Annotated in this window: 25 protein-coding genes and 1 pseudogene; 17 read left to right on the forward strand and 9 right to left on the reverse strand. The window is 38.8% G+C overall.

The window, feature by feature from the left end; genetic code table 11:
• Positions 1-36: 36 nt before the first annotated feature.
• The gene (locus CS060_RS11945; protein WP_035050792.1) at positions 37-180 is read right to left on the reverse strand and encodes a spore protein; all 144 of its coding nucleotides are present in this window, start codon (positions 178-180) and stop codon (positions 37-39) included.
• A gap of 67 nt (positions 181-247) precedes the next feature.
• Here CS060_RS11945 and CS060_RS11950 point away from each other — a divergent pair, with 67 nt between their 5' ends.
• Positions 248-718, forward strand: coding sequence for a divergent PAP2 family protein (locus CS060_RS11950; protein ID WP_035050793.1), 471 nt, complete (start codon positions 248-250; stop codon positions 716-718).
• Here the strand turns inward: CS060_RS11950 and CS060_RS11955 are convergent.
• Together CS060_RS11955 and CS060_RS11960 are read right to left on the reverse strand one after the other, a co-directional pair.
• Complete coding sequence (locus tag CS060_RS11955; RefSeq protein WP_035050794.1) at positions 713-1,609, reverse strand: DMT family transporter; 897 nt, start codon at positions 1,607-1,609, stop codon at positions 713-715. The two genes, CS060_RS11950 and CS060_RS11955, sit on opposite strands and share 6 nt — an antisense overlap.
• A gap of 59 nt (positions 1,610-1,668) precedes the next feature.
• On the reverse strand, positions 1,669-2,352 hold the full coding sequence (locus tag CS060_RS11960; protein ID WP_099669003.1) for a queuosine precursor transporter: 684 nt from the start codon (positions 2,350-2,352) through the stop codon (positions 1,669-1,671).
• Between the two features lie 119 nt (positions 2,353-2,471).
• On the opposite strand from CS060_RS11960, the gene CS060_RS11965 reads away from it, so the two are divergent.
• Entirely contained in the window at positions 2,472-3,119 is a 648-nt protein-coding gene (locus CS060_RS11965) for a ribonuclease H family protein (RefSeq protein WP_082180346.1), read from the forward strand.
• Entirely contained in the window at positions 3,119-3,307 is a 189-nt protein-coding gene (locus CS060_RS11970; protein WP_035050796.1) for a zinc-finger domain-containing protein, read from the forward strand. Before CS060_RS11965 ends, CS060_RS11970 begins: the two co-directional genes overlap by 1 nt.
• Positions 3,308-3,340: 33 nt before the next feature.
• Here CS060_RS11970 and CS060_RS11975 read toward each other — a convergent pair whose 3' ends face one another.
• On the reverse strand, positions 3,341-3,619 hold the full coding sequence (locus tag CS060_RS11975; protein ID WP_035050797.1) for a DUF2564 family protein: 279 nt from the start codon (positions 3,617-3,619) through the stop codon (positions 3,341-3,343).
• Positions 3,620-3,731: 112 nt separating this feature from the next.
• A complete protein-coding gene (cspD, locus tag CS060_RS11980) occupies positions 3,732-3,932 on the reverse strand; it encodes a cold-shock protein CspD (RefSeq protein WP_003398931.1) in 201 nt (66 codons plus the stop codon).
• A 249-nt stretch (positions 3,933-4,181) separates the two neighbouring features.
• Here cspD and CS060_RS11985 point away from each other — a divergent pair, with 249 nt between their 5' ends.
• From CS060_RS11985 to CS060_RS12020, 8 genes are all read left to right on the forward strand, one after another.
• Positions 4,182-4,430 carry a hypothetical protein gene (locus CS060_RS11985; protein ID WP_035050798.1) on the forward strand — a complete coding sequence of 83 codons (249 nt, stop codon included), beginning with the start codon at positions 4,182-4,184 and terminating at the stop codon, positions 4,428-4,430.
• Positions 4,431-4,550: 120 nt separating this feature from the next.
• Positions 4,551-4,952: a secondary thiamine-phosphate synthase enzyme YjbQ gene (locus tag CS060_RS11990; RefSeq protein WP_035050799.1), complete on the forward strand. Its 402-nt coding sequence runs from the start codon at positions 4,551-4,553 to the stop codon at positions 4,950-4,952.
• A complete protein-coding gene (locus tag CS060_RS11995) occupies positions 4,949-5,500 on the forward strand; it encodes a glycerol-3-phosphate responsive antiterminator (RefSeq protein WP_035050800.1) in 552 nt (183 codons plus the stop codon). Before CS060_RS11990 ends, CS060_RS11995 begins: the two co-directional genes overlap by 4 nt.
• Before the next feature lie 134 nt (positions 5,501-5,634).
• Positions 5,635-7,119, forward strand: coding sequence for a glycerol kinase GlpK (gene glpK, locus CS060_RS12000; protein ID WP_035049857.1), 1,485 nt, complete (start codon positions 5,635-5,637; stop codon positions 7,117-7,119).
• Positions 7,120-7,368: 249 nt separating this feature from the next.
• Positions 7,369-8,121, forward strand: coding sequence for a DeoR/GlpR family DNA-binding transcription regulator (locus CS060_RS12005; protein ID WP_006318358.1), 753 nt, complete (start codon positions 7,369-7,371; stop codon positions 8,119-8,121).
• On the forward strand, positions 8,118-9,041 hold the full coding sequence (gene pfkB, locus CS060_RS12010) for a 1-phosphofructokinase (RefSeq protein WP_099669004.1): 924 nt from the start codon (positions 8,118-8,120) through the stop codon (positions 9,039-9,041). The genes CS060_RS12005 and pfkB overlap by 4 nt, the downstream gene beginning before the upstream one ends.
• Positions 9,038-10,894: a PTS fructose transporter subunit IIABC gene (locus CS060_RS12015; protein ID WP_035049856.1), complete on the forward strand. Its 1,857-nt coding sequence runs from the start codon at positions 9,038-9,040 to the stop codon at positions 10,892-10,894. Before pfkB ends, CS060_RS12015 begins: the two co-directional genes overlap by 4 nt.
• 125 nt (positions 10,895-11,019) lie before the next feature.
• Complete coding sequence (locus CS060_RS12020) at positions 11,020-11,460, forward strand: flavodoxin (protein ID WP_035049854.1); 441 nt, start codon at positions 11,020-11,022, stop codon at positions 11,458-11,460.
• Positions 11,461-11,533: 73 nt separating this feature from the next.
• Here the strand turns inward: CS060_RS12020 and CS060_RS12025 are convergent.
• Positions 11,534-12,843: pseudogene (locus CS060_RS12025) on the reverse strand (sensor histidine kinase).
• Between the two features lie 167 nt (positions 12,844-13,010).
• Between CS060_RS12025 and CS060_RS12030 the strand changes: the two are divergent.
• Complete coding sequence (locus CS060_RS12030) at positions 13,011-13,844, forward strand: uroporphyrinogen-III synthase (RefSeq protein WP_052025639.1); 834 nt, start codon at positions 13,011-13,013, stop codon at positions 13,842-13,844.
• 22 nt (positions 13,845-13,866) lie between these two features.
• On the opposite strand, the gene CS060_RS12035 is transcribed toward CS060_RS12030, so the two are convergent.
• Both CS060_RS12035 and CS060_RS12040 read right to left on the reverse strand, forming a co-directional pair.
• Positions 13,867-15,540: a methyl-accepting chemotaxis protein gene (locus tag CS060_RS12035; protein WP_035049851.1), complete on the reverse strand. Its 1,674-nt coding sequence runs from the start codon at positions 15,538-15,540 to the stop codon at positions 13,867-13,869.
• 93 nt (positions 15,541-15,633) lie between these two features.
• On the reverse strand, positions 15,634-16,734 hold the full coding sequence (locus tag CS060_RS12040; RefSeq protein WP_035049849.1) for an acyltransferase: 1,101 nt from the start codon (positions 16,732-16,734) through the stop codon (positions 15,634-15,636).
• Positions 16,735-16,903: 169 nt separating this feature from the next.
• Here CS060_RS12040 and CS060_RS12045 point away from each other — a divergent pair, with 169 nt between their 5' ends.
• The 5 genes from CS060_RS12045 to CS060_RS12060 all read left to right on the forward strand — a co-directional run bounded on the left by CS060_RS12045 (position 16,904) and on the right by CS060_RS12060 (position 20,321).
• A complete protein-coding gene (locus CS060_RS12045; RefSeq protein WP_099669005.1) occupies positions 16,904-17,425 on the forward strand; it encodes a metal-dependent hydrolase in 522 nt (173 codons plus the stop codon).
• Positions 17,426-17,469: 44 nt separating this feature from the next.
• Positions 17,470-17,946 carry a ribonuclease E activity regulator RraA gene (gene rraA / locus CS060_RS12050; RefSeq protein ID WP_035049847.1) on the forward strand — a complete coding sequence of 159 codons (477 nt, stop codon included), beginning with the start codon at positions 17,470-17,472 and terminating at the stop codon, positions 17,944-17,946.
• Positions 17,947-17,986: 40 nt separating this feature from the next.
• Positions 17,987-18,139 carry a hypothetical protein gene (locus tag CS060_RS14155; protein WP_180271086.1) on the forward strand — a complete coding sequence of 51 codons (153 nt, stop codon included), beginning with the start codon at positions 17,987-17,989 and terminating at the stop codon, positions 18,137-18,139.
• Positions 18,140-18,277: 138 nt separating this feature from the next.
• Positions 18,278-19,396, forward strand: coding sequence for an RNA-guided endonuclease InsQ/TnpB family protein (locus CS060_RS12055; protein WP_035049844.1), 1,119 nt, complete (start codon positions 18,278-18,280; stop codon positions 19,394-19,396).
• Positions 19,397-19,646: 250 nt separating this feature from the next.
• On the forward strand, positions 19,647-20,321 hold the full coding sequence (locus CS060_RS12060; RefSeq protein WP_035049841.1) for a class I SAM-dependent methyltransferase: 675 nt from the start codon (positions 19,647-19,649) through the stop codon (positions 20,319-20,321).
• Between the two features lie 5 nt (positions 20,322-20,326).
• Here the strand turns inward: CS060_RS12060 and CS060_RS12065 are convergent, their stop codons facing one another.
• Positions 20,327-20,878 carry a PadR family transcriptional regulator gene (locus tag CS060_RS12065; protein WP_009361188.1) on the reverse strand — a complete coding sequence of 184 codons (552 nt, stop codon included), beginning with the start codon at positions 20,876-20,878 and terminating at the stop codon, positions 20,327-20,329.

Raw genomic sequence — 20,878 nt, forward strand, 5'->3', positions numbered from 1 at the left:
ACCGTACGTACGGTGGTGTGAGAGGACGGAGGTTAATCACCTCCTCCTACTCGATTGTTCGTCTTTTTTCGCTGCGTTTTCTAGTGCACTTTTTGGATCAGGAGTAAATGTGGCATCATATCCTTGTGGATTGACGCTTGGAGCGTTTTGTCCACGATTTCTTCCGTTATTTTTACTCATCATGTCCACCTCCTGCGTATATTGTATCCGTCTTTTTCGAAAAATATATATAAGAGGAGGCAGTGACATGAATCGAGCCATTCAAACAGCACTATGTACAATTGCGTTAGCGCAATTTTTAAAAATTCCATTGGCGAAAAGAAAAACAAAAAAATGGGATTGGTCACTTTTTTTCGAGACAGGTGGTATGCCAAGTTCGCATTCCGCAGGAGTTGCTTCACTTGCCACATATGTTGCTTTAAAAAGAGGAGTACAGAGTATAGATTTTGCCCTTGCAACCATTTTTGGCTTAATTGTTATGTATGATGCTCAAGGGGTACGTCATCAAGCAGGGGAACTAGCTATTCGTGTGAATGAATTAACTGAAGAGATCGAAAAGATAAAAGGAGCTCTTGATGGTGGTAAGCTTGATCGAAAAGAGGAGTTATTGCGCGAACGGCTTGGTCATCAACCCATTGAAGTCATTGGTGGGGCGTTTCTTGGTATTGTTACAGGAGGATTAGCTTACGTAATAAGTAGATGGAAGCGCTCGTTATGAAAGGCGAGCGCTCTTTTTTCTTTGCCATATATGTTGAGGGAGTTCGGATAACACCATCCCGAATAAAATAAGCCCAGCTCCAAATAAAGCGGCTTGTTGAAGGTGTTCATCATTCCATATATATGCAGTTACAGCGGCAAAAACAGGTTCGAGAGCAAAAATTAAAGCAACACGCGTTGGGGATGTATATTTTTGGAAATGTGTTTGGATAAAGAAAGCAATCGTTGTTGCAAACAGTGCAGTAATGAGTAGAGCCATCCATACATCAAATTCAAAAAAAGTGTTGAGCGAAATAAGAGACCAATCTTCAAACCAATATGAACATACAAAACAAACGATAGATACAATTTGAACTTGAACAGTAGTTAGTAGGATAGATGAAAATTTTGTTGCATATATACTTGTCGTTACGATATGTAGCGCAAAAGCGATAGCGCATAAAAAGACGAACACATCCCCTTTATTGATCGACATATCTCCGCTTGCGGTTAAAAGATATAGTCCGCATGTAGCGAGTACGCTTCCGAGAACGGCGTTAAACGAAGGTTTTTGTTTTAAAATGATAAGTGAAAGGAAAGGAACGATAACAACATTTAATCCGGTAATGAATCCAGCTTTTGATGAAGTTGTATATAATAAGCCAATCGTTTGAAAGGCATATCCAAGACATAACCATATGCCAAGAATCAATCCAGCGCGAACGAGTTGTCGATCTAGAGGCTTGCGTTCGAAGATAAATACCCAAATCCATAACAATACACTTGCGATCGCAAAACGTATGCCATTAAACATCAATGGAGGTAAAAAAGAAATGGCGTTTTGAACGACAACAAACGTAGCACCCCAAACAAATGCAACAAATAATAAACTAACGTCAGCTTTATATTTCATTTGACTCTCCTTTACAAAAAATGTTGTATAAGACCGAAGTCCCATACAACATTTTACCATCATTCTGTATATTTTGGAGATATTTTTTTTGCAAAATACACAAAAGGTGTATCTAACATTGCAACAATCCATTTTAGTACATACGTCGTAATAAAAATTTGTATCCAATCATGCAATGGGAATACACCGAGAAATGCAATGGATGTGAAAACGAGTGTGTCAATCAATTGGCTAATCATTGTGCTTCCGTTATTACGAATCCAAAGTTGAGAATCGCGCGGAAACTTCTTTTTAAACCAATGAAATAAGTGAACATCAAGCGATTGACTAATTAAAAAAGCAAGCAAACTACCAACTGCGATACGTGGTAACAAACCAAAGATCGTTTCTAAAGCTGGTTGAGCAAAGTCGCTCGCATGCGGCTTAAATAATAAAGCGATTTGCATGACGATTGTGAGTGAAATAAGTGTAAAAAAGCCGAGCCATACCGCTTTTTGTGCTTCTTTTTTTCCGTATTTTTCACTCAAAATGTCTGTCACTAAAAAAGCGGTCCCGTACATGACGTTTCCAAGTGTAGCTGTCATACCAAGCAATTCAACCGTTTTAACGACTTGTAAATTAGCGACAACAGTAGAAAAGCCAATCCATACGAATAAACCTGAGCGACCAAAGAAACGATAAATGAGCAACACAAGTGAAAATGTGACGATGGCAGAAAAAAGACCGAGTATTTCGTTAAACATCGTGATCCCTCCTCGTATGAAAATATAAAGACACAAACGATATTATACAACTGACATCATTTTTTGTCTAAACTGTTATAATAAAATAAAAAGAAAAGGTGAGCAATATGAAGGTGTTTATGGAGTGGACATATGTAACACCGAAAAAAAAGGAAACGGTGTGGACATCAAAAGAAATGGAAGTGACGGAGGCTTTAATTTTTGCTGAGGATATAGAAAAAACAGGGAGAGTCAAACAACTTTTATTTTATGATGCAAGTGGTGTGGCGTGGACGAAAAAGGAGTTAATCAAGCTAATGAAAGAAATTGAAACGGAGCCGCATGATGTGATTTCTTATTTTGATGGCGGTTTTGATCGACAATCGAAAAAAGCAGGGGTTGGCATTGTTATTTATTATAAACAAAACGGTGAACAATTTCGCATGCGAGCAAATGCGCAGTTAGATGAATTGCAGTCAAATAATGAAGCTGAGTATGCGGCATTTTATTTTTTACTCGAACAACTCGAGCATCTTGGTGTTCATCATTTGCCTGTTGTATTCCGCGGGGATGCGCATGTTGTATTGCATCAATTGTCTAATGATTGGCCTGTATTTTCACACGAGGGGAGATGGGTGGAGCGAATTGAGCAAAAAATGAAGAAGCTTCGTATTTCTCCAATTTATGAACCCATTAATAGAAAAGAAAATAGTGAAGCGGATCAGTTAGCCACACAAGCGCTTCAGGGAACGATGATTAGGAGTACAATACGGTTGGAGTGCAAATGATGAATCGAAAAGACGTGTTGCTTCGGTTAAATGAATTATTTGATACGTATTGCGAAGGTTGTTTTGTAAAGAGAACGTTTCGTAAAGAGTGCGGAAAGTCGTATGCGCAATCGTTTTGCATTCAAACATGTACAGTAGGAGAAAAAATCCAACAATACGGTCAGTTGCTTGTGAAGCAAAAAACGTAACAAGGTGCCCCAAGTATGTGGGACACCTTGTTGCTACATATGATTCATCGTTTCCGCTAATTGATGGTATGCGTCTGCTAGTTCTTTTTCGCACTGCAAAAGCAAGGGATCTTGCATGCTTGTTTTGGCACGTGTAATCGCTTCTTTGGCATTTTCAATCGCTTGTTTTGCATGATTAAAAGCGTGTTCATCTAGGCTCATCGTTGCCGCTGCAACCATCTTTTTTGCCGATTCAACCGCTAAATGTGCATCTTCAATTTTCGTAAATACGCTATTTGATTGAAGATGTGGCTTTTTTGGATTTTGCGTCATCGTCATCCCTCCTCGCTTGTAGTATTTGTGTAAAAAGAGGAGAGTATGTAATAAAAAAGACCAGCAATATGCTGGTCTTTTCGTCGAGCTATATATGAATCATCTCAGACGATTATAATTTCACTACGTTTGCAGCTTGAGGACCACGGTTTCCTTGAACGATTTCAAAAGAAACAGCTTGACCTTCTTCTAACGTCTTGTAGCCTTCACCTTGGATTGCTGTGAAGTGTACGAATACATCGTCTCCACCTTCAACTTCGATGAATCCGTAACCCTTTTCATTGTTAAACCATTTTACTTTACCGTTTTGCATAATACTGAATCCTCCTAATACCTTTTAACCGAATAGGCTAATAAAAAAATTTTTCATATAACGGAATATACTCACAGCAACCAATCGGTGCAGGACATATATTCAGTTAGATGATAATTAGACTATACACGAATCATGAGGAAGAGTCAAGACAAAAAGGCGATTTTTTCAAAAAATTTTTTTAGAGGAGGATTTTTGTAATCAGTGCATAACATTAACAGTAAGTAGTATAGAAAGGGAGTGAGCGGCATGTATCGTGGTCAAATTCGTGGAAAAGAAGTGATCATTAAGTTAAGCAATCATGTACGGAAGCAAAAAGTTGATCAAGAAAAGTTATATCAAACGATTTTAGCATTTGGTGAAGCAGCATTTGATCAACAAAAAGAACAATTCGGTATTGTAAGCAAGCAGGGGTTAATTGTAGCTTCAGTAGAACAGCACGATTTGCCTGTGATTTCGGTAGATTATATTATCCCTTCTCATCATGTGTATGAATAAAGTCCAGTAAAGTCTGGGCTTTATTTATGTTATAGTCGCCAATAGATGAATTTTTTATAGAAAACAATTGTGAAAATATGTATGATCATAAATATATGAGGATAAAGGTGGGAGGGCATGATGATGAAACGATGGACGATTCAAACAACGAAGCGAGATGAGTTTGTAGACATTACTTCACTTGTTCAATCCTTTATTACAGAGAGTGGTATACAAGAAGGAGTTGTTGTTGTTTATTGTCCACATACGACAGCAGGAATCACGATTAATGAAAATGCTGATCCAGATGTTAAAAGGGACATGATTCGCCGTTTTGATGAATTGTATCCATGGTATCATTCTCTCGATCGGCATAGTGAAGGAAACACAGCTGCTCATATGAAAGCAAGCACGGTTGGATCATCTGCGCATGTCATTGTCACAAAAGGTCAGTTGCTTCTCGGAACATGGCAAGGCATTTATTTTTGCGAGTTCGATGGACCGAGAACACGTACATTTTATGTGAAGGTGATGGAAGGATGAACGGGCAACGTATTTTGCCAGCAGTACGTTCGATGAAAGATTTTGATAAGCTATTAAAAATGAATTATGAATACGGGGTGTTTTTAGACATTCATATCGGTATGTTGAAAAGTGTGTATACATATGCAAATGAACATGGGAAAAAAATGTTTCTTCACGTTGACTTAATTCAAGGGTTAAAAAGCGATGAATATGCGACAGAATTTTTATGCCAACTCGTTAAACCATACGGACTGATCTCAACAAAAAGTAGTGTGATTACGAAAGCAAAGCAAAAAGGTGTTGTTGCGATTCAACGCACATTTATTATTGATTCGAACGCCTTTGAACGAAGCGTTCAACTTGTAGAAAAAACAAATCCCGATTATATTGAAGTACTACCTGGTGTTGTCCCGAAAGTTATCTCCCAACTTCATGAACGAACCGGGAAAAAAATTATTGCTGGAGGATTAATAGAAAACGAAACGGAGGTTGAGGCAGCGCTTGCTGCAGGAGCTGTTGCGGTAACGACATCAAATATCGAGCTTTGGCGGTTTTTTGCTCCGTAATAAATATATTGACAGCGTTTTCAAAATCGATTAGTCTTATAGTAAGTTCATCATGTTAGTGACGGAGAAACGGAGACTCACACGCATTTTTATTGATTGCGGTGTGGGTCTTTTTTTGCAAGGGGGATAGGTGTATGTACATTTTAGCTCTTGATCAAGGAACAACGAGCTCACGTGCTATTTTATTTAATCAAAAAGGGGAAATTGTTCATATTGCACAAAAAGAGTTTACACAACATTTTCCTCAACCAGGATGGGTTGAGCATAATCCGAATGAAATTTGGGGTTCGATTTTAGCTGTCATTGCAACAGTATTGTCAGAGGCAGCTGTTGAACCAAAGCAAATCGCCGCAATCGGTATTACAAACCAACGTGAAACAACGGTCGTATGGGACAAACAAACAGGACAACCGATTTATAACGCCATTGTATGGCAATCGCGCCAAACCACACAAATTTGCGAGCAATTGAAACAAGCCGGATATGATGATGTGTTTCGCGAAAAAACAGGTTTGCTCATTGACGCCTACTTTTCGGGAACGAAAGTGAAATGGATTTTAGATCATGTCGAAGGAGCACGTGAAAAAGCGGAACGAGGGGGGTTGTTATTTGGGACGATTGATACATGGCTTACTTGGAAACTATCTGGTGGAAAAGTGCATGTGACAGACTACTCTAACGCTTCAAGAACGTTAATGTTCAATATTTATGAACAAAGATGGGATGATGAACTACTCGGCATTTTACAAGTGCCAAAAGCAATGCTACCGGATGTTCGGCCATCTTCAGAAATTTACGCACATACAGCACCGTACCATTTCTTTGGGCAAGAAGTGCCGATTGCTGGTATTGCAGGAGATCAACAGGCAGCTTTGTTCGGGCAAGCATGCTTTGAACAAGGAATGGCGAAAAACACATACGGTACAGGTTGCTTTATGTTAATGAATACGGGCGAAAAAGCAGTTCAGTCTAAACACGGTTTATTAACGACAATTGCATGGGGAGTCGATGGAAAAGTCGAATATGCGTTAGAAGGAAGCATTTTTGTTGCTGGATCTGCCATTCAATGGTTGCGTGACGGATTACGGATGATTAAAGAAGCAAAAGATAGTGAAGTATATGCAACGAAAGTACAATCAACAGATGGTGTATATGTGGTACCAGCGTTTGTAGGACTTGGGACACCATATTGGGATAGCGATGTACGAGGAGCGGTATTTGGTTTGACACGCGGAACGACAAAAGAGCACTTTATTCGCGCAACGCTTGAGTCACTTGCATACCAAACGAAAGATGTATTAAAAGCAATGGAAGCAGATGCGGGCATTACGTTAACAACATTACGTGTTGATGGTGGGGCAGTAAAAAATAACTTCTTAATGCAATTTCAAAGCGATATTCTTGGCGTACCAGTTGAGAGACCGATTGTGAACGAAACAACTGCTCTCGGTGCTGCTTATTTGGCAGGACTTGCGGTTGGATATTGGGGAAGCAGAGAAGAGATTGCGAAGCAGTGGAATATTGATCGTGCCTTCGAACCGAAAATGTCTACCGATGTTCGCCAACATTTATATGCTGGATGGAAAAAAGCAGTTCGCGCTGCCCAAATGTTTAAATAAAGAGTCAAACCGGCTGTCTTTTGGGCAGTCGGTTTTTCTATAAATAAAACTATGTTCTAAATAATCAATAAAAAATGAAACTGTCTCACCGTGAGGTAGTTTTTTTATTTTTCTGAAATATGATTGTTTTTGAATGATATGTGAAAAATTAATGATAGTTTTCGAATAAAATTGAATGAATTTGATTGATTTTTAGATGATCCTTCGGTATGATAAAGATGTAAGCGATTTAAAAAAGGAGGTGTAAAATTGTTAACACCAGAAAGACATCGCATTATTTTGCAGTTGTTGCAAGAAAAAGAAGTAGTTAAGTTACATGAATTGGTCGAAGCAACACAATGTTCGGAATCGACGATTCGACGTGATTTAAGCCAACTAGAAAAAGAAAAAAAATTAAAGCGCGTTCATGGTGGCGCTGCGTTGTTGCAACAAAAAAGAGAAGAGTTGAGCGTTTTTGAAAAGTCGACCAAAAACATTCATGAAAAACAGCTCATTGGAAAATACGCAGCGAGTCTTATTCAAGATGGTGATTGTATTTATTTAGATGCAGGAACGACAACATTACAGATGATCCCTTATATCGAAGCAAAAAATATCGTCGTCGTAACGAACGGCATTATGCATATTGAAGCGCTGTTGGAAAAAGACATCCCAACGTATCTTGTTGGAGGAATCATTAAGAAAAAAACAAATGCGTTAATCGGGCGTGGAGCTATTCACTCGTTGCAACAGTATAGTTTTGACAAATGTTTTATCGGTGTAAATGGCGTTCATATTGATTTTGGTTATACAACTCCAGATCCGGAAGAAGCGCTTATAAAACAAACCGCTATTCATTTATCACAACAAGCTTTTGTGTTGGCAGATCACTCGAAACTGAATGAAAGCACATTTGCGAAAATTGCCCCATTACAAGAGGCAACGATGATTACGAATGAAACGGATGAAGAGTTGCTAGCAATGTATGAAGCAAAAACGACAGTAGAGGTTGTGAAATCATGATTTATACATGTACGTTAAATCCTTCCGTCGATTATGTTGTGAAAGCACAACAGATCGAACTTGGAAAATTAAATCGGGCATCAAAAACAGCATATTTTCCGGGCGGAAAAGGGATTAATGTATCACGCGTATTGAAGCGACTACATGTTCATAATATTGCTCTCGGGTTTATTGGTGGATTTACAGGTCAGTTTATTGCTGATGAATTGAAAAGAGAGCATATTTTAACAGATTTTATTGCTGTACCTGGACAAACGCGACTAAACATTAAGTTAAAAGGGGAAAAAGAAACGGAAATAAATGGGGAAGGACCGGTCATTAGCGGCGAACATAAAGAAGCGTTAATTTCTAAAATTAAGCAATTAAAAAAAGGAGATATACTCGTTTTAGCAGGAAGTCTTCCTCCATCAGTAGATGATACATTTTACGTCACGATGATGGAAGAAGCAAAAAAGCGACGGGTTGCTGTTGTTGTTGATACGAGTGGCAATGCATTGAAACAAGCCGTTGCATATGAGCCGTTTTTACTGAAACCGAACCAAATGGAGCTTGGAGAATTGTTTGGGGCACATATTCATAGTCACCATCAAATCATTGAATATGGAAAAAAACTAGTTGACAATGGTGTGCAACATGTCATCGTTTCCCTTGCTGGAGATGGGGCCATCTTGTTCCATAAAGATGTCATATTAGTGGCTCAAGCTCCAAAAGGAATAGTAAAAAATTCCGTTGGTGCCGGTGATTCGATGGTAGCAGGATTTTTAGCTGCATACGTGAACGAAGCATCGCTTGAAGAAGCGTTTCGTTATAGTGTTGCCGCTGGGAGTGCGACGGCGTTTTCTGAAGATTTATGTACAGAAGAAGAAGTTCATCGCTTGCTCGACAAAGTAAACATCACACGAATGGAGGATCGTGTATGAGAATAACAGATTTGTTGACAGAAGACACAATTATTCTTGACTTAAAAGCCCAAACAAAAAGAGAAGTGATTGAAGAATTAGTAGACGTTCTTGAGAAGACAGGAAAGTTACACAATCGTCAAACGTTTATTGAAGCAATTTTTGCTCGCGAAGCGCAAAGCACAACAGGGATTGGTGAAGGAATTGCCATCCCTCACGCAAAAACAAAAGCGGTGCGCACTCCAGCCGTTGTTTTTGGACGTTCGAAAGAAGGAATTGATTACGATGCGTTAGACGGAAAACGAAGCCATTTGTTTTTTATGATTGCCGCACCTGAAGGAGCAAATAACACACATTTGGAAGCGCTATCTCGCTTGTCCACATTGTTAATGGATGCATCATTTCGTTCAAAAATTGAAAACGCTTCGACAAAGCAACAGATCATTCAGGCGATTCAAGAAAAGGAGGGAGAAATGGTGACAGAAGAAAAACAACTATATGGAAAGAAAAAAGTGTTAGCTGTTACGGCTTGTCCGACAGGAATTGCGCATACGTATATGGCTGCTGACGCCTTAAAGGCAAAAGCAAAAGAAATGGGAGTAGATATAAAAGTAGAAACAAACGGTTCAAGTGGTGTGAAAAATGAATTAACACAACAAGAAATTGAAGAAGCGGTCGCCATTATCGTTGCAGCAGATAAGCAAGTAGAGATGGATCGATTTGATGGAAAACATGTCATCCAAGTACCTGTTGCCGATGCGATTCGTAAACCAGAGCAACTCATTGATCGAGCCTTAAAACAAGAGGCACCAATTTATCGCGCAAGCGGTGGACAGCGTTCATATGCATCAAAAGAACGAACAGGATTTTATAAACATTTAATGAACGGCGTATCGAATATGCTTCCGTTCGTTGTTGGTGGCGGTATTTTAATTGCGATCTCGTTTATTTTCGGTATTAAAGCGTTTGATCCAAATGACCCGTCATTCCATCCGATTGCAAAGGCATTAATGGACATCGGTGGTGGTAGTGCCTTTGCCCTTATGATTCCTGTGTTAGCTGGATTTATCGCGATGAGCATCGCTGATCGTCCAGGGTTTGCGCCCGGAATGGTCGGGGGATTTATGGCAGCAAATGGTGGTGCTGGTTTTTTAGGGGGTCTTATCGCTGGCTTTTTAGCCGGTTATCTCGTTGTAGGGTTGAAAAAATGGTTTAGTCGCCTACCGCAATCACTTGAAGGAATTAAACCTGTTCTTCTTTATCCGTTGTTCGGTATATTGCTAACGGGACTTATTATGATGTATGTCGTTATTGATCCAGTAAAAGCATTAAATGAAGGAATGAAAACATGGCTTGAAAATATGGGAACAGGCAACCTCGTTTTACTCGGTCTTATCCTTGGAGGAATGATGGCAGTTGATATGGGTGGACCGATTAATAAAGCAGCGTTTACATTTGGTATTGCGATGATTGATGCAGGGAACTATGCACCACATGCAGCTATTATGGCCGGTGGAATGGTTCCACCGTTAGGATTGGCGCTCGCAACGACGTTATTTAAAAAGAAATTTACAAAAGCAGAGCGAGAAGCGGGAAAAACGTGCTATATTATGGGTGCTTCGTTTATTACAGAAGGAGCTATTCCGTTTGCGGCAGCTGATCCAGGACGTGTCATTCCTTCCATTATCGTCGGTTCAGCCATTGCGGGGGCGTTAACGATGATGTTTGGTATTGGACTTCCTGCACCACATGGCGGCATTTTTGTTATCCCGATTGTAAAAGGGAATCCATTGTTATATGTGCTTGCCATTTTCATCGGTTCACTTGTGACTGCATTCATGGTTGGATTCTGGAAAAAAGAAGTGAAAGAATAATAGATACAAAGCGCGCGATGAGAAAAATCGCGCGTTTTGTATGAAAACTATTTGACAAAGATAATCATTATCATTAATATATTTACTGAAAATAATTATCAATTATATTTATAGGGGGATTACTGATGGCAAAAGTAATCATGGTATTTACAAGCATGACAGGCAATACAGAAGAAATGGCAGAAGCGATTGCTGAAGGTGTTCGAGAACAAGGTGTGGAGTTAGACGTGAAAGAAGTATTAGACGCCACAGCAACAGAGCTTGAGAAATATGACGGTATTTTGCTTGGAGCGTACACATGGGGGGATGGTGAATTGCCAGATGATTTTTTGGATTTTTATGATGAATTAGATGATGTAGATTTAACGGGTAAAAAAGCAGCTGTTTTCGGTTCGTGCGATTCAAGTTATGAAAAATACGGTGCGGCAGTCGACATTTTAACGGAAAAGCTACAAGAACGAGGGGCTGAAGTCGTTCTCCAAGGATTGAAGATTGAATTGACTCCAACAAATGAAGAGAAACAATTATGCATGGCGTTTGGTAAGGAATTTTCTAAGCAGTTATAAAAGGTCGTTTGATATACGGCCTTTTTACTAATTAAACTATGTTCTAAATAATCAATAAAAAAGAAAGAACAAGTCAATAACTAACTTGTTCAAATGGAGATCGTTTTGATGATTGTTCCATATCCGACTTATAATAAGATGGAAAATACATATATACATCTGTTCCGTGACCAACTTCGCTATGAATAATAAATCACCTTTCATTGTTTCCACAATACGGTATACAACCATCATTCCGAGACCGGTCCCTTTTGCTCCTTTTGTTGTAAAATACGGTTCTCCTAAACGTTCAATTTGCTCTTTTGTCATGCCAACCCCTGTATCACCAATATGAATAAGTACGTAATCTTTATCGATCGATACGTTAATACGCAACGTACCTCCATTTGGCATCGCTTCAATGGCGTTCTTCATTACATTGAGTAAACATTGCTGAAACTTTTGACGTTCTCCTTTCACTGCAAACGGAACAAGAGATGTTTGAATTTCAATGCTACTCATGTTGGCAAAGGGGCGTAAAATATCAATGACTCGCTCAATTTCTGTTTTTACGTTTAATTTTTCAACATGTTCTGGTGCAGGCTTTGCGAACGTTAAATAATCGGTAATAATCGCTTCTGCACGATCAATTTCTTCAATTGCGATTTGAATATATTGCTTATCTTTATAATTCATTCGTTCGCTTTGGAGTAGCAATTGCATAAATCCTCTCGATACAGTCAATGGGTTACGCACCTCATGTGAAATAGAAGCAGCTAAATGTCCAACGACTTCCATTTTTTCAGCGCGGACAATACGCCGCCGAAGTTCGCTATGTTTTTGAATCGTTTCAGTAATGTAAGCACCTAAAAATGCGGCAAGTGGTTGCGCTGGAAAGTATGTTGAAATGATATGTGACAATTGATATTCATCAACAATCCATATGTTAGAAAGTACCATCGTTAAAATAGCTGTGCCGATTGATAAAATAGTAATGGAAGTTATTCGCTGTTTCGAAGACAAAGACGTTTGAAATTTTCGATAAAAAAAGAAACAAATAATGACTTGAATTACGGTAATGATCAGTGTTACAATGACACCTTCTGTGCCACCAATAATCATTCGATAAATGATAGTCGTCATAGCAAGAAAAAGAGCAGAAAACGTTCCACCATATAAACCACCGATCCAAATAGCCACTTGACGCAAATCAAAAATAAAACCATTTGTCATATGTATAGGAAAAGTCATACAAAATATAATACATATCCCGATGGCAATCGTTTTCAAAATCGTTTTTGCGTAATCGGATATACGGCGTTCTTCAAGCCAAATCGGAACGATCAATAATGCTAGTATAATGAAAAATAAGTTCAGCAATACTTCTCTAATTAATGAGGGCATATAAAAGCCACTCCTTTCGACATATATTTTGAATTATTTGAATATTTAAGTCGAATTATCTCTTTTCATTGTAGAGAAAGTGAACGATGGTGTGAATACATAATAGTTCGATGTTTTATGTCACGTTTCTACAAATTTTGCGCAATTTTGCATCTTTATGTGGTATGATGGGAAAAAAGGGAGATGAGAGAATGGTTGAGAAAGCATTAACGAATAAAAAAATTGCATTATGTGCCTCTCGTAAAATAGAGGAAATGAGTACACTTATCACCAAACAAGGAGGTATTCCTCTTTCTCGTCCGGCCCAAGGAACGATGTTTTTTAATGAGGAGCTAAAGCAACAACTTTACCGAATTTTGAATGAGCAAAACGACTGGTTTATTTTTACAACAGGAATTGGTGTTGACACATTAATGAAAAAAGCAGACGAGTGGGGAATAGGAGAAAAGTTTCTTCAAGCCATTCGTCAAGCGCATGTGGCGGTGCGTGGATATAAAACGACAAACGTTTTACGTACATATGGCATAAGTCCACACATAACGGCAGAAGACGGAACAACACAAGGTCTTGTGCATGCGCTAAAGGCAGTAGAGTGGACAGACAAACGTGTCGTTGTTCAGCTTTATGGAGATTCCGCTCCGTCATTACAACAATTTTTAGTTAAACAAGGGGCTTTGTATAAAGAAGTATGGCCATATCTTCATACTCCACCTACACCTGATGTGATGAAACAACTTGTTGATGAAATCATTTCTCGGTCTGTGCAAGCGGTTTGTTTTACATCAGCGATTCAAGTGCGTTTTTTCTTTTCGTTTGTGAACGAATGGGGATACATACGTGAAATTAAACGAGCGTTTGGCGATAACGTTGTAGCTGTTGCAGTTGGGAAGGTGACAAAAGAAGCGTTACATGAAGAAGGGATTGCACGTGTCATTGCACCAGATCATGAACGGATGGGGGCAATGATTGTTGAGCTTGCTCAATATTTTGATAAGCAGTAGCTGTGCATACATGCATGCACAGCTACAGATGAAATGATTCAACCATTGTACGCAGTTGCTCGCTAAGTTTAGTAAGTGTTTGAGCAGCGGAAGAAATTTGTTCGTTCATGGCTAGCTGTTCTTCTACAGTTACTGCGCTTTCTTTACTTTTTTGCATGACTTGATGTGCTAATTGTTTTAATTGTTTCATCGTTTCATTTATTTCATTTGAAATCGCGGTCATTTGTTCAATCGCTGCCGATGTTGTTTGTACTTTAGAAAACACTCGCTCTACTGATTCATCAATTGCTTGAAATGAGCGTTTTGCCGTTTCGTAGTATGTCGTGCCGTCAACAAGCTTTTTCGTATTTTCCTCGATGGCTTGCGCTACTTTTTTTGTTCGGATCTTTATTTGATCTAGCATCATTTCAATTTCTTTGGCCGCTTCTTTCGATTGTTCGGATAGTTTGCGTACTTCATCAGCAACAACAGTAAATCCTTTTCCATGTTCACCAGCGCGAGCGGCCTCAATCGCTGCGTTTAGTGCAAGTAAATTTGTTTGTTCAGCAATGGCAGTAATGACGTTTGTAATTTTTCCAATTGTTTCTGAATGTTGTTGGAGCGATTCAACAAGTGTTTTTGTTGTAAACATGGCATCACGCATGTCGGACGCTTGTGTTGTCACCGCTTGAATGGAATGTTTCCCTTGATTGACAAAATCATGTGCTCGTTCTGCTGATGCAAGCAAATCTTCTGTACTTTCGGCAATTTGATTCATTCCAATGGAAAATTCATGTAAAGAATCGTCCGCTACTTTGAGCATGCGCAATTGTTGTTCCGCTTCTGCATATGTTTGCTCAGCCGTTTCTGTCGCTTTCTCGGACGACTGCGTACTTTGTTCTGAGCTAGCGGCAAACTGCTCTGCTTGCGATGCCATATGAATAGAAATATCCTTCATCGTTTCAATCGTTTGCTTCAATTTTGTTTTCATGTCATTAATTGATTCAATCATATATTTTGTTTCGTCTTTTGTTTTCACTGGCAAAGGTGGGGAAGATAAATCTTGTTTTGCTATGCGTTGTAGTTCGTCAGAAACGAGGCGGATCGGCTTGGCAATTCTACTACTTATGAACCATGTTATACTAATGATAACAATAGATAATACAAAAAGGAGCAAAGAGGAGAGCATTTGTATTTGTTTCATTTCTTGTTCAGTGCGCTCACGATCTTCAGCGAGCAACTGCTTTTGTCTCATAATTACCTTGTCAGCAATGTTTATAAACTCATTTCCTTTTTTTGATAATTTTTTAAAAATTACTGCTTTTTCTTCTTCCGTTCCAGCGCGAATAAATTGTTGGACAAGATCAAAGTATTGCAATTCAAGTTTTTGCATATGTTGAAAAATGTCTTTTGTTTCTTTTGTTGTTGTTATACGTTCGACATGGTTATAGACTTTATGAAAATGGGAACGAGCGCTTGCATAGTTATCTAAATGGTTTTTCGTTCTTAGTAACGAGTACGTTAACACTTCTTTCCTCTGCTCATAAAAAGCGATGGTTAAATCATTTGTGTACGTTAAAATTTGCATGCGTCGGTCAATCATTTGATTTTGTTTGTCATGTTTTTGATTTATTTGAGAAATGGTCAATAATTGAACACTAATAAATAGAGCTGACATGACTAAAAATGAAAAAAATATTTTTCTACTAATTTTCACTCTGAGCCCCCCTTTTTTCGTTCTTACTCGTTGTTATCATACGTATTTATCATCTTTTTGTTTGTGCAAATAAAACAAAAGACATCCCAAAAATTAACTTGGGACGCCTTTTTTCAGTTTTGAAAATATAGGGATGGAAATGGTTCGACGTTCACGTGCTTGACCGATAAAAAGCAAGCTAAACGGTGTAGTGTGTATCATATAGCAAATACCGATGGAAGCAATGGTTGTCATGGCGAATAACATCACCGCTTGTAATAGGGAATACATCGTTGTCGGAATAATCGACACAAACATGGATAAGAAAAATACATGTCCAATATATGCTCCGTACGTATATCGACTAACGAAACGTAAAGCTGTATATAGGAGCGATTTTGTTTGTACAATGGTGATTGATAAACCGTATAACAAGAAAATTTCTGATGTGACATATAACACCATTGAAGGTTTTAAATACGTAATCGTTGTTAAATCGATCGAAAAAATGCTTTGCGATGTAAATAATTCATACCCAACAAAAATAAATAAAGATAAAAATAAAAATGTGTTAAGTGGAATAGCTCGAATAACAAATTTTCGCCAAGCTGGCAATGTGTATGCGGCCATACCACCTAAACCAAAATAGAAGAAATAAGATAAAAATGTGCGATCAATGTAATGTACATATGATTTGCTTTGAACGAATGGAGAAATGAATGTAACAAAGCTCATGTAAATGATCGCACTAACGATAATAAATAATTTCCAATACTTTTTTTCATTCAGCCAACGGAAAAATGGAACAATGGCGCCAATGAGTAAATGAAATTGTATAATCATGACGACATACCATAAATGAGGAGCTGCTTCCCCAAGCAATAGTTGTTTCATCGCTTCCCATGCATGTGGATGACTAAATACAAAGTAAATAGATGACCATGTGATATACGGGATAATTAGCTCTCTCCATTTATGGGCCATGTAACGTGAGTAATGAATGGCTTCGTTTTGTTGTGCAATATGAAATCCAACTAAAAAGACGAACACAGGCGCAGAAAATTTGACGAAATGAAACAACATCCCCATCATAATCGCTTCCTCCGGATGAGGTGAGCGGTGATTCATTACATATAATACTGCACTTTGAAACACGACAGCTAAAAATGCTAAACTTTTCATAACGGTTAATTCTGCAGGTGTTTTTTTTACCATTTTTCCTCACCAGCTTCATTTGTCAATTTGTTCATATACTAGTATAATGCTAATAGTTTCACAAAGTTGATTGAGGGGATGAACATTTGTTGAAAAAAACATCACAAATTCATGAATATTAATAATAAATGTTGTGTAAACCGTTTACAAAAAGGAAGGCGAAAAAATAATGCGTTACCATACTCATATTGTTTCATCATTAGCCATTGGGGCTGGAATTGCAACGTATACTCCTGTATCTTTTACTATTGCTTATGCCACTGGATTAGCTATCGGGGGGTTGCTCCCTGATATTGATGAACCAAATTCATATATTGGTCGTCGTTCGCTTGGTATGGCAAAACAAGTAAAAAAGGCGTTCGGTCATCGTGGATTTACGCACTCTCTATTAGCATGGGGAACGATCACTGCTGTTTTATTATTGCAACATTTTTCTTCTTTTACGCTTGGATTATGTTTCGGTTATGCGTTTCATATTTTAGCTGATTACTGTTCGAGTCAAGGTGTTCCGCTACTTTGGCCATTTTCGAAAAAAAGATATCGTTTTATTATGACTTATCGTACATCTAGCTTTTTTGAAACGTTGCTTTTTTACTGCTTTCTCGTTTTGTTTATTTATTTTTTAACGAACGGAGCGATAGAAGAGAACAGTTCATTCTTTTTGTTTTCATTTATTGATTTTTCTGAATAAATTGAATATGATTATGTTGAGATTGACAAAAATGGGGGATGAGGATGAAAACGGCAGATTTATGCGATCAATACGGGGAACGTGTACGCGTTTGTTCATTGACATTTCAAAGTTATGGTGGAAAAACATCATTTTATGGACCAATGACAACAGTAGATGTTTTTGAGGATAATGTACTCGTTCGAGAAGCGCTAGAAACGGTACCCGCAGGAAGTGTAGTCGTTGTTGACGGAAAAGGATCGAGACGTTGTGCGCTTGTGGGTGATCGTCTTGCGCAAATTGCATGTGATCGTCAATTAGCAGGTATTATTGTACACGGATGTATTCGTGATTCGAAAGAAATCAGCACGATGCCAATTGGTGTCGTTGCCCTCGGAACATGTCCGCGGAAAAGTAAAAAAGAAGGAAAAGGGGCACGAGATACAGTTGTTTATTTCGGGGATATAGAGTGGAGGCCGGGTACATACGTATATGTTGATGAAGATGGGGTGATTGTTTCAGACGAGCCTTTGCATGAATAACGATTTGTTCGGTTATTCTATCGTCTAGGGGGGATAGGCGATGGAGAAAAAACGAACAATGCGAGAAGATGAAGTAGCGTTTGCTGAACAAGAGATCAACCGTTATTTTTATGGCTATCCGCATGAAGAAGGCGTTCCGTTTTATATGGGGAACAACACACCAGCTACTCGTGTTAGCAAGCGAGAAGAATGAGTCGGGCGATCAGCCCGACTTTTTTCATGAAAAATCTCGCAGGAAACCCCTGCTTTCAAGCATGGGGAGGAATGCGTGTTTTTGTTTACCTTTCACTAAAAATAAGATAAAATAAAATTAGTGAAAGGCGGTGAGGACATGAAATTGGCTTTAACAGCAAAAATTAAAATTTTGCCGACATCTGAACAAGAACAGCTTCTTCAAAAAACGATGCAAGTATATCGTGATGCGTGCAATGCGGTGTCGGAAGTGATATACAAAGAAAACACCCTTGTGCAAGCCAAACTTCACAAAATGACGTATCGCAAACTCCGCTCTACATTTGGCTTAAAATCTCAAATGGCACAATCTGTGTTAAAAACGGTGATTGCAAAATATAAAGCTAACCAAACCAATGGACACAAGTGGTGTCAGATTGCGTTTAAAAAACCGCAAATAGACCTCGTTTTTAATCGAGATTACAGCCTAACCAAAGGGTTGTTTTCCATCAATACGTTAGAAGGACGAATCAAAGTTCCTTTTCAAACGAAAGGACTTGAAACGTATTTCGACGGAACATGGACGTTTGGAACAGCAAAGTTAGTGAACAAACATCAAAAGTGGTTTCTCCATATTCCTGTATCCAAAGAAATGGAAGAAGCGAACCTTCATCACATTCGCCAAGTGGTTGGCGTAGATATGGGCGTGAATTTTATTGCGACCGTTTATGATTCAAACGGACAGACGCTATTTTTCAAAGGTAGACACATCAAACACAAACGAGCAAAGTATAAACAACTCCGCAGACAACTACAAAAAAAGCAAACTCCGTCTGCCCGTAGAAGATTAAAGAAAATCGGTCAACGAGAAAACCGTTGGATGCAAGATGTCAACCATTGCATCAGTAAGGCACTCGTTGAGCGTTATGGCAAGAACACGCTGTTTGTGTTAGAGGATTTAACAGGCGTTCGCCAAAGAACAGAAAAAGTGTCCGTCAACCATCGGTATGAAATGGTATCTTGGGCGTTTTATGATTTAAGACAAAAAATCGAGTACAAAGCACGCAAACACCAAGCCAAAGTGATTGTGGTAGACCCAACATACACGTCCCAAACGTGCCCAAAATGCGGACATACAGAGAAAGCAAACCGAAATAAGAAAACGCACACGTTTTGTTGCCAAACATGCCAATACACATCAAACGATGACCGAGTTGGTGCGATGAATCTTCAACGAAAAGGAATCGAGTACATCGTTGAAGAAACAATAAAAGCATGACTTTTGTTGTTGGGTAGCTGTCAACCTGCCCTGATGCAACCCCAAGTGAAGGAAGGAGGATGCTGTCCGCTTGCACTTCTGGGGAGTTGCAAGCCCACGACTTTAGTCGTTGGGTAGTTGACATAGTTGCCCGTGTTGTGTCGGTGCGTTTTGATTTCGACTTCCTTCGTTCACTTTTTTTGTCATGTTTCGGCCTCCTTTCTGCTACAATAAACGTAACATGTTTATTTTTTCAAAAAGGGGTGGAGTTATGCGCGCATGGCATAAAGAGGCGGAAAAACAATGGGATGAGCGGGCAGAGTGGTGGCATCAAAGTAGTGAAGACATGTGGGAGAGAGGGAGCCGAAAGACGATTATCCCATTTGTAACGAAATATATGCCGAAAGAAGGATATATTGCAGATATTGGATGTGGGGATGGATACGGGTCATATAAACTATGTCAACAAGGATATCGTGTCATCGGATTAGATTTATCAAGTGAAATGATTGAATTAGCGAAAAAACAAAGGTATCATGAACATCTTCATTTTCAACAAGCAGACATTATGAACTTGCCTTTTCCAGATGAAACGTTTTCCGGTGCGATGATTATTAACTGCTTGGAATGGACTGAACGTCCACTTGCTGCACTTGAAGAAGTTCGTCGGGTGTTAAAAACAAATGCATATGTATGTGTCGGCATTCTTGGCCCAACAGCCGCTCCTCGAGTGAATAGCTATCGTCGTTTATATGATGAAGCAGTCATTTGCAATACGATGATGCCATGGGAGTTTGAACAGTTAGCAAAGGAAAATGGATTCATCACTGTTTCTCAAGAGGGAGTGTATAAGCGTGGCGTCGATGAGCATTCCATTGAACAGTTACCAACAGAATTAAAACAGGCTGTTTCGTTTATGTGGTTATTTATGTTGCAAAAAAAGTGAGGGAGCTAGCTCCCTCCTTTTTCATGTAGTTTTTTATTGTTAGCAACTTGGATTAATTGTTGGAGCCATTCTATTTCGGTTTCTAAATGCATGATGACTCCCTTTAACACGTACAATTTTGCGACATATTCATTTGGTCGCTTTTGTTCAAATATCCATTTCAATTTTTCGAGTTGTTGTTTTGTTTCTTGCAAACGTCGCTCTAATACCGCACTTACTTTTGCTGCATCGGCGTATGCAGCAAAAGATAGTCCCGCATAAATAGAACGGTGAATATGTTCATGTTTTTGTAATTCTTCTAGCAAGAGCTGTTCAAAGTGTTGCTTTCCTTTTTCGGTAATGCGGTAAATCGTTTTATCTGGACGATTTGTATCGCGTACGACATCGACCACTTCTACATATCCTTGTCTTTCAAGCTGATCAAAGGCATAATAGAGCGATCCGGCTGCAAGTTTAATATAATGTTTCATATGGCGTTCATTGACAATTTGTTGAATTTCATATGGATGTTTTTCACCTTCCATCAACAAGCCGAGAATGACAAGTTTCACGCTCAT

It is taken from the genome of Anoxybacillus flavithermus, from assembly GCF_002742685.1.
GTDB classification, from domain to species: Bacteria; Bacillota; Bacilli; order Bacillales; family Anoxybacillaceae; genus Anoxybacillus; species Anoxybacillus flavithermus_E.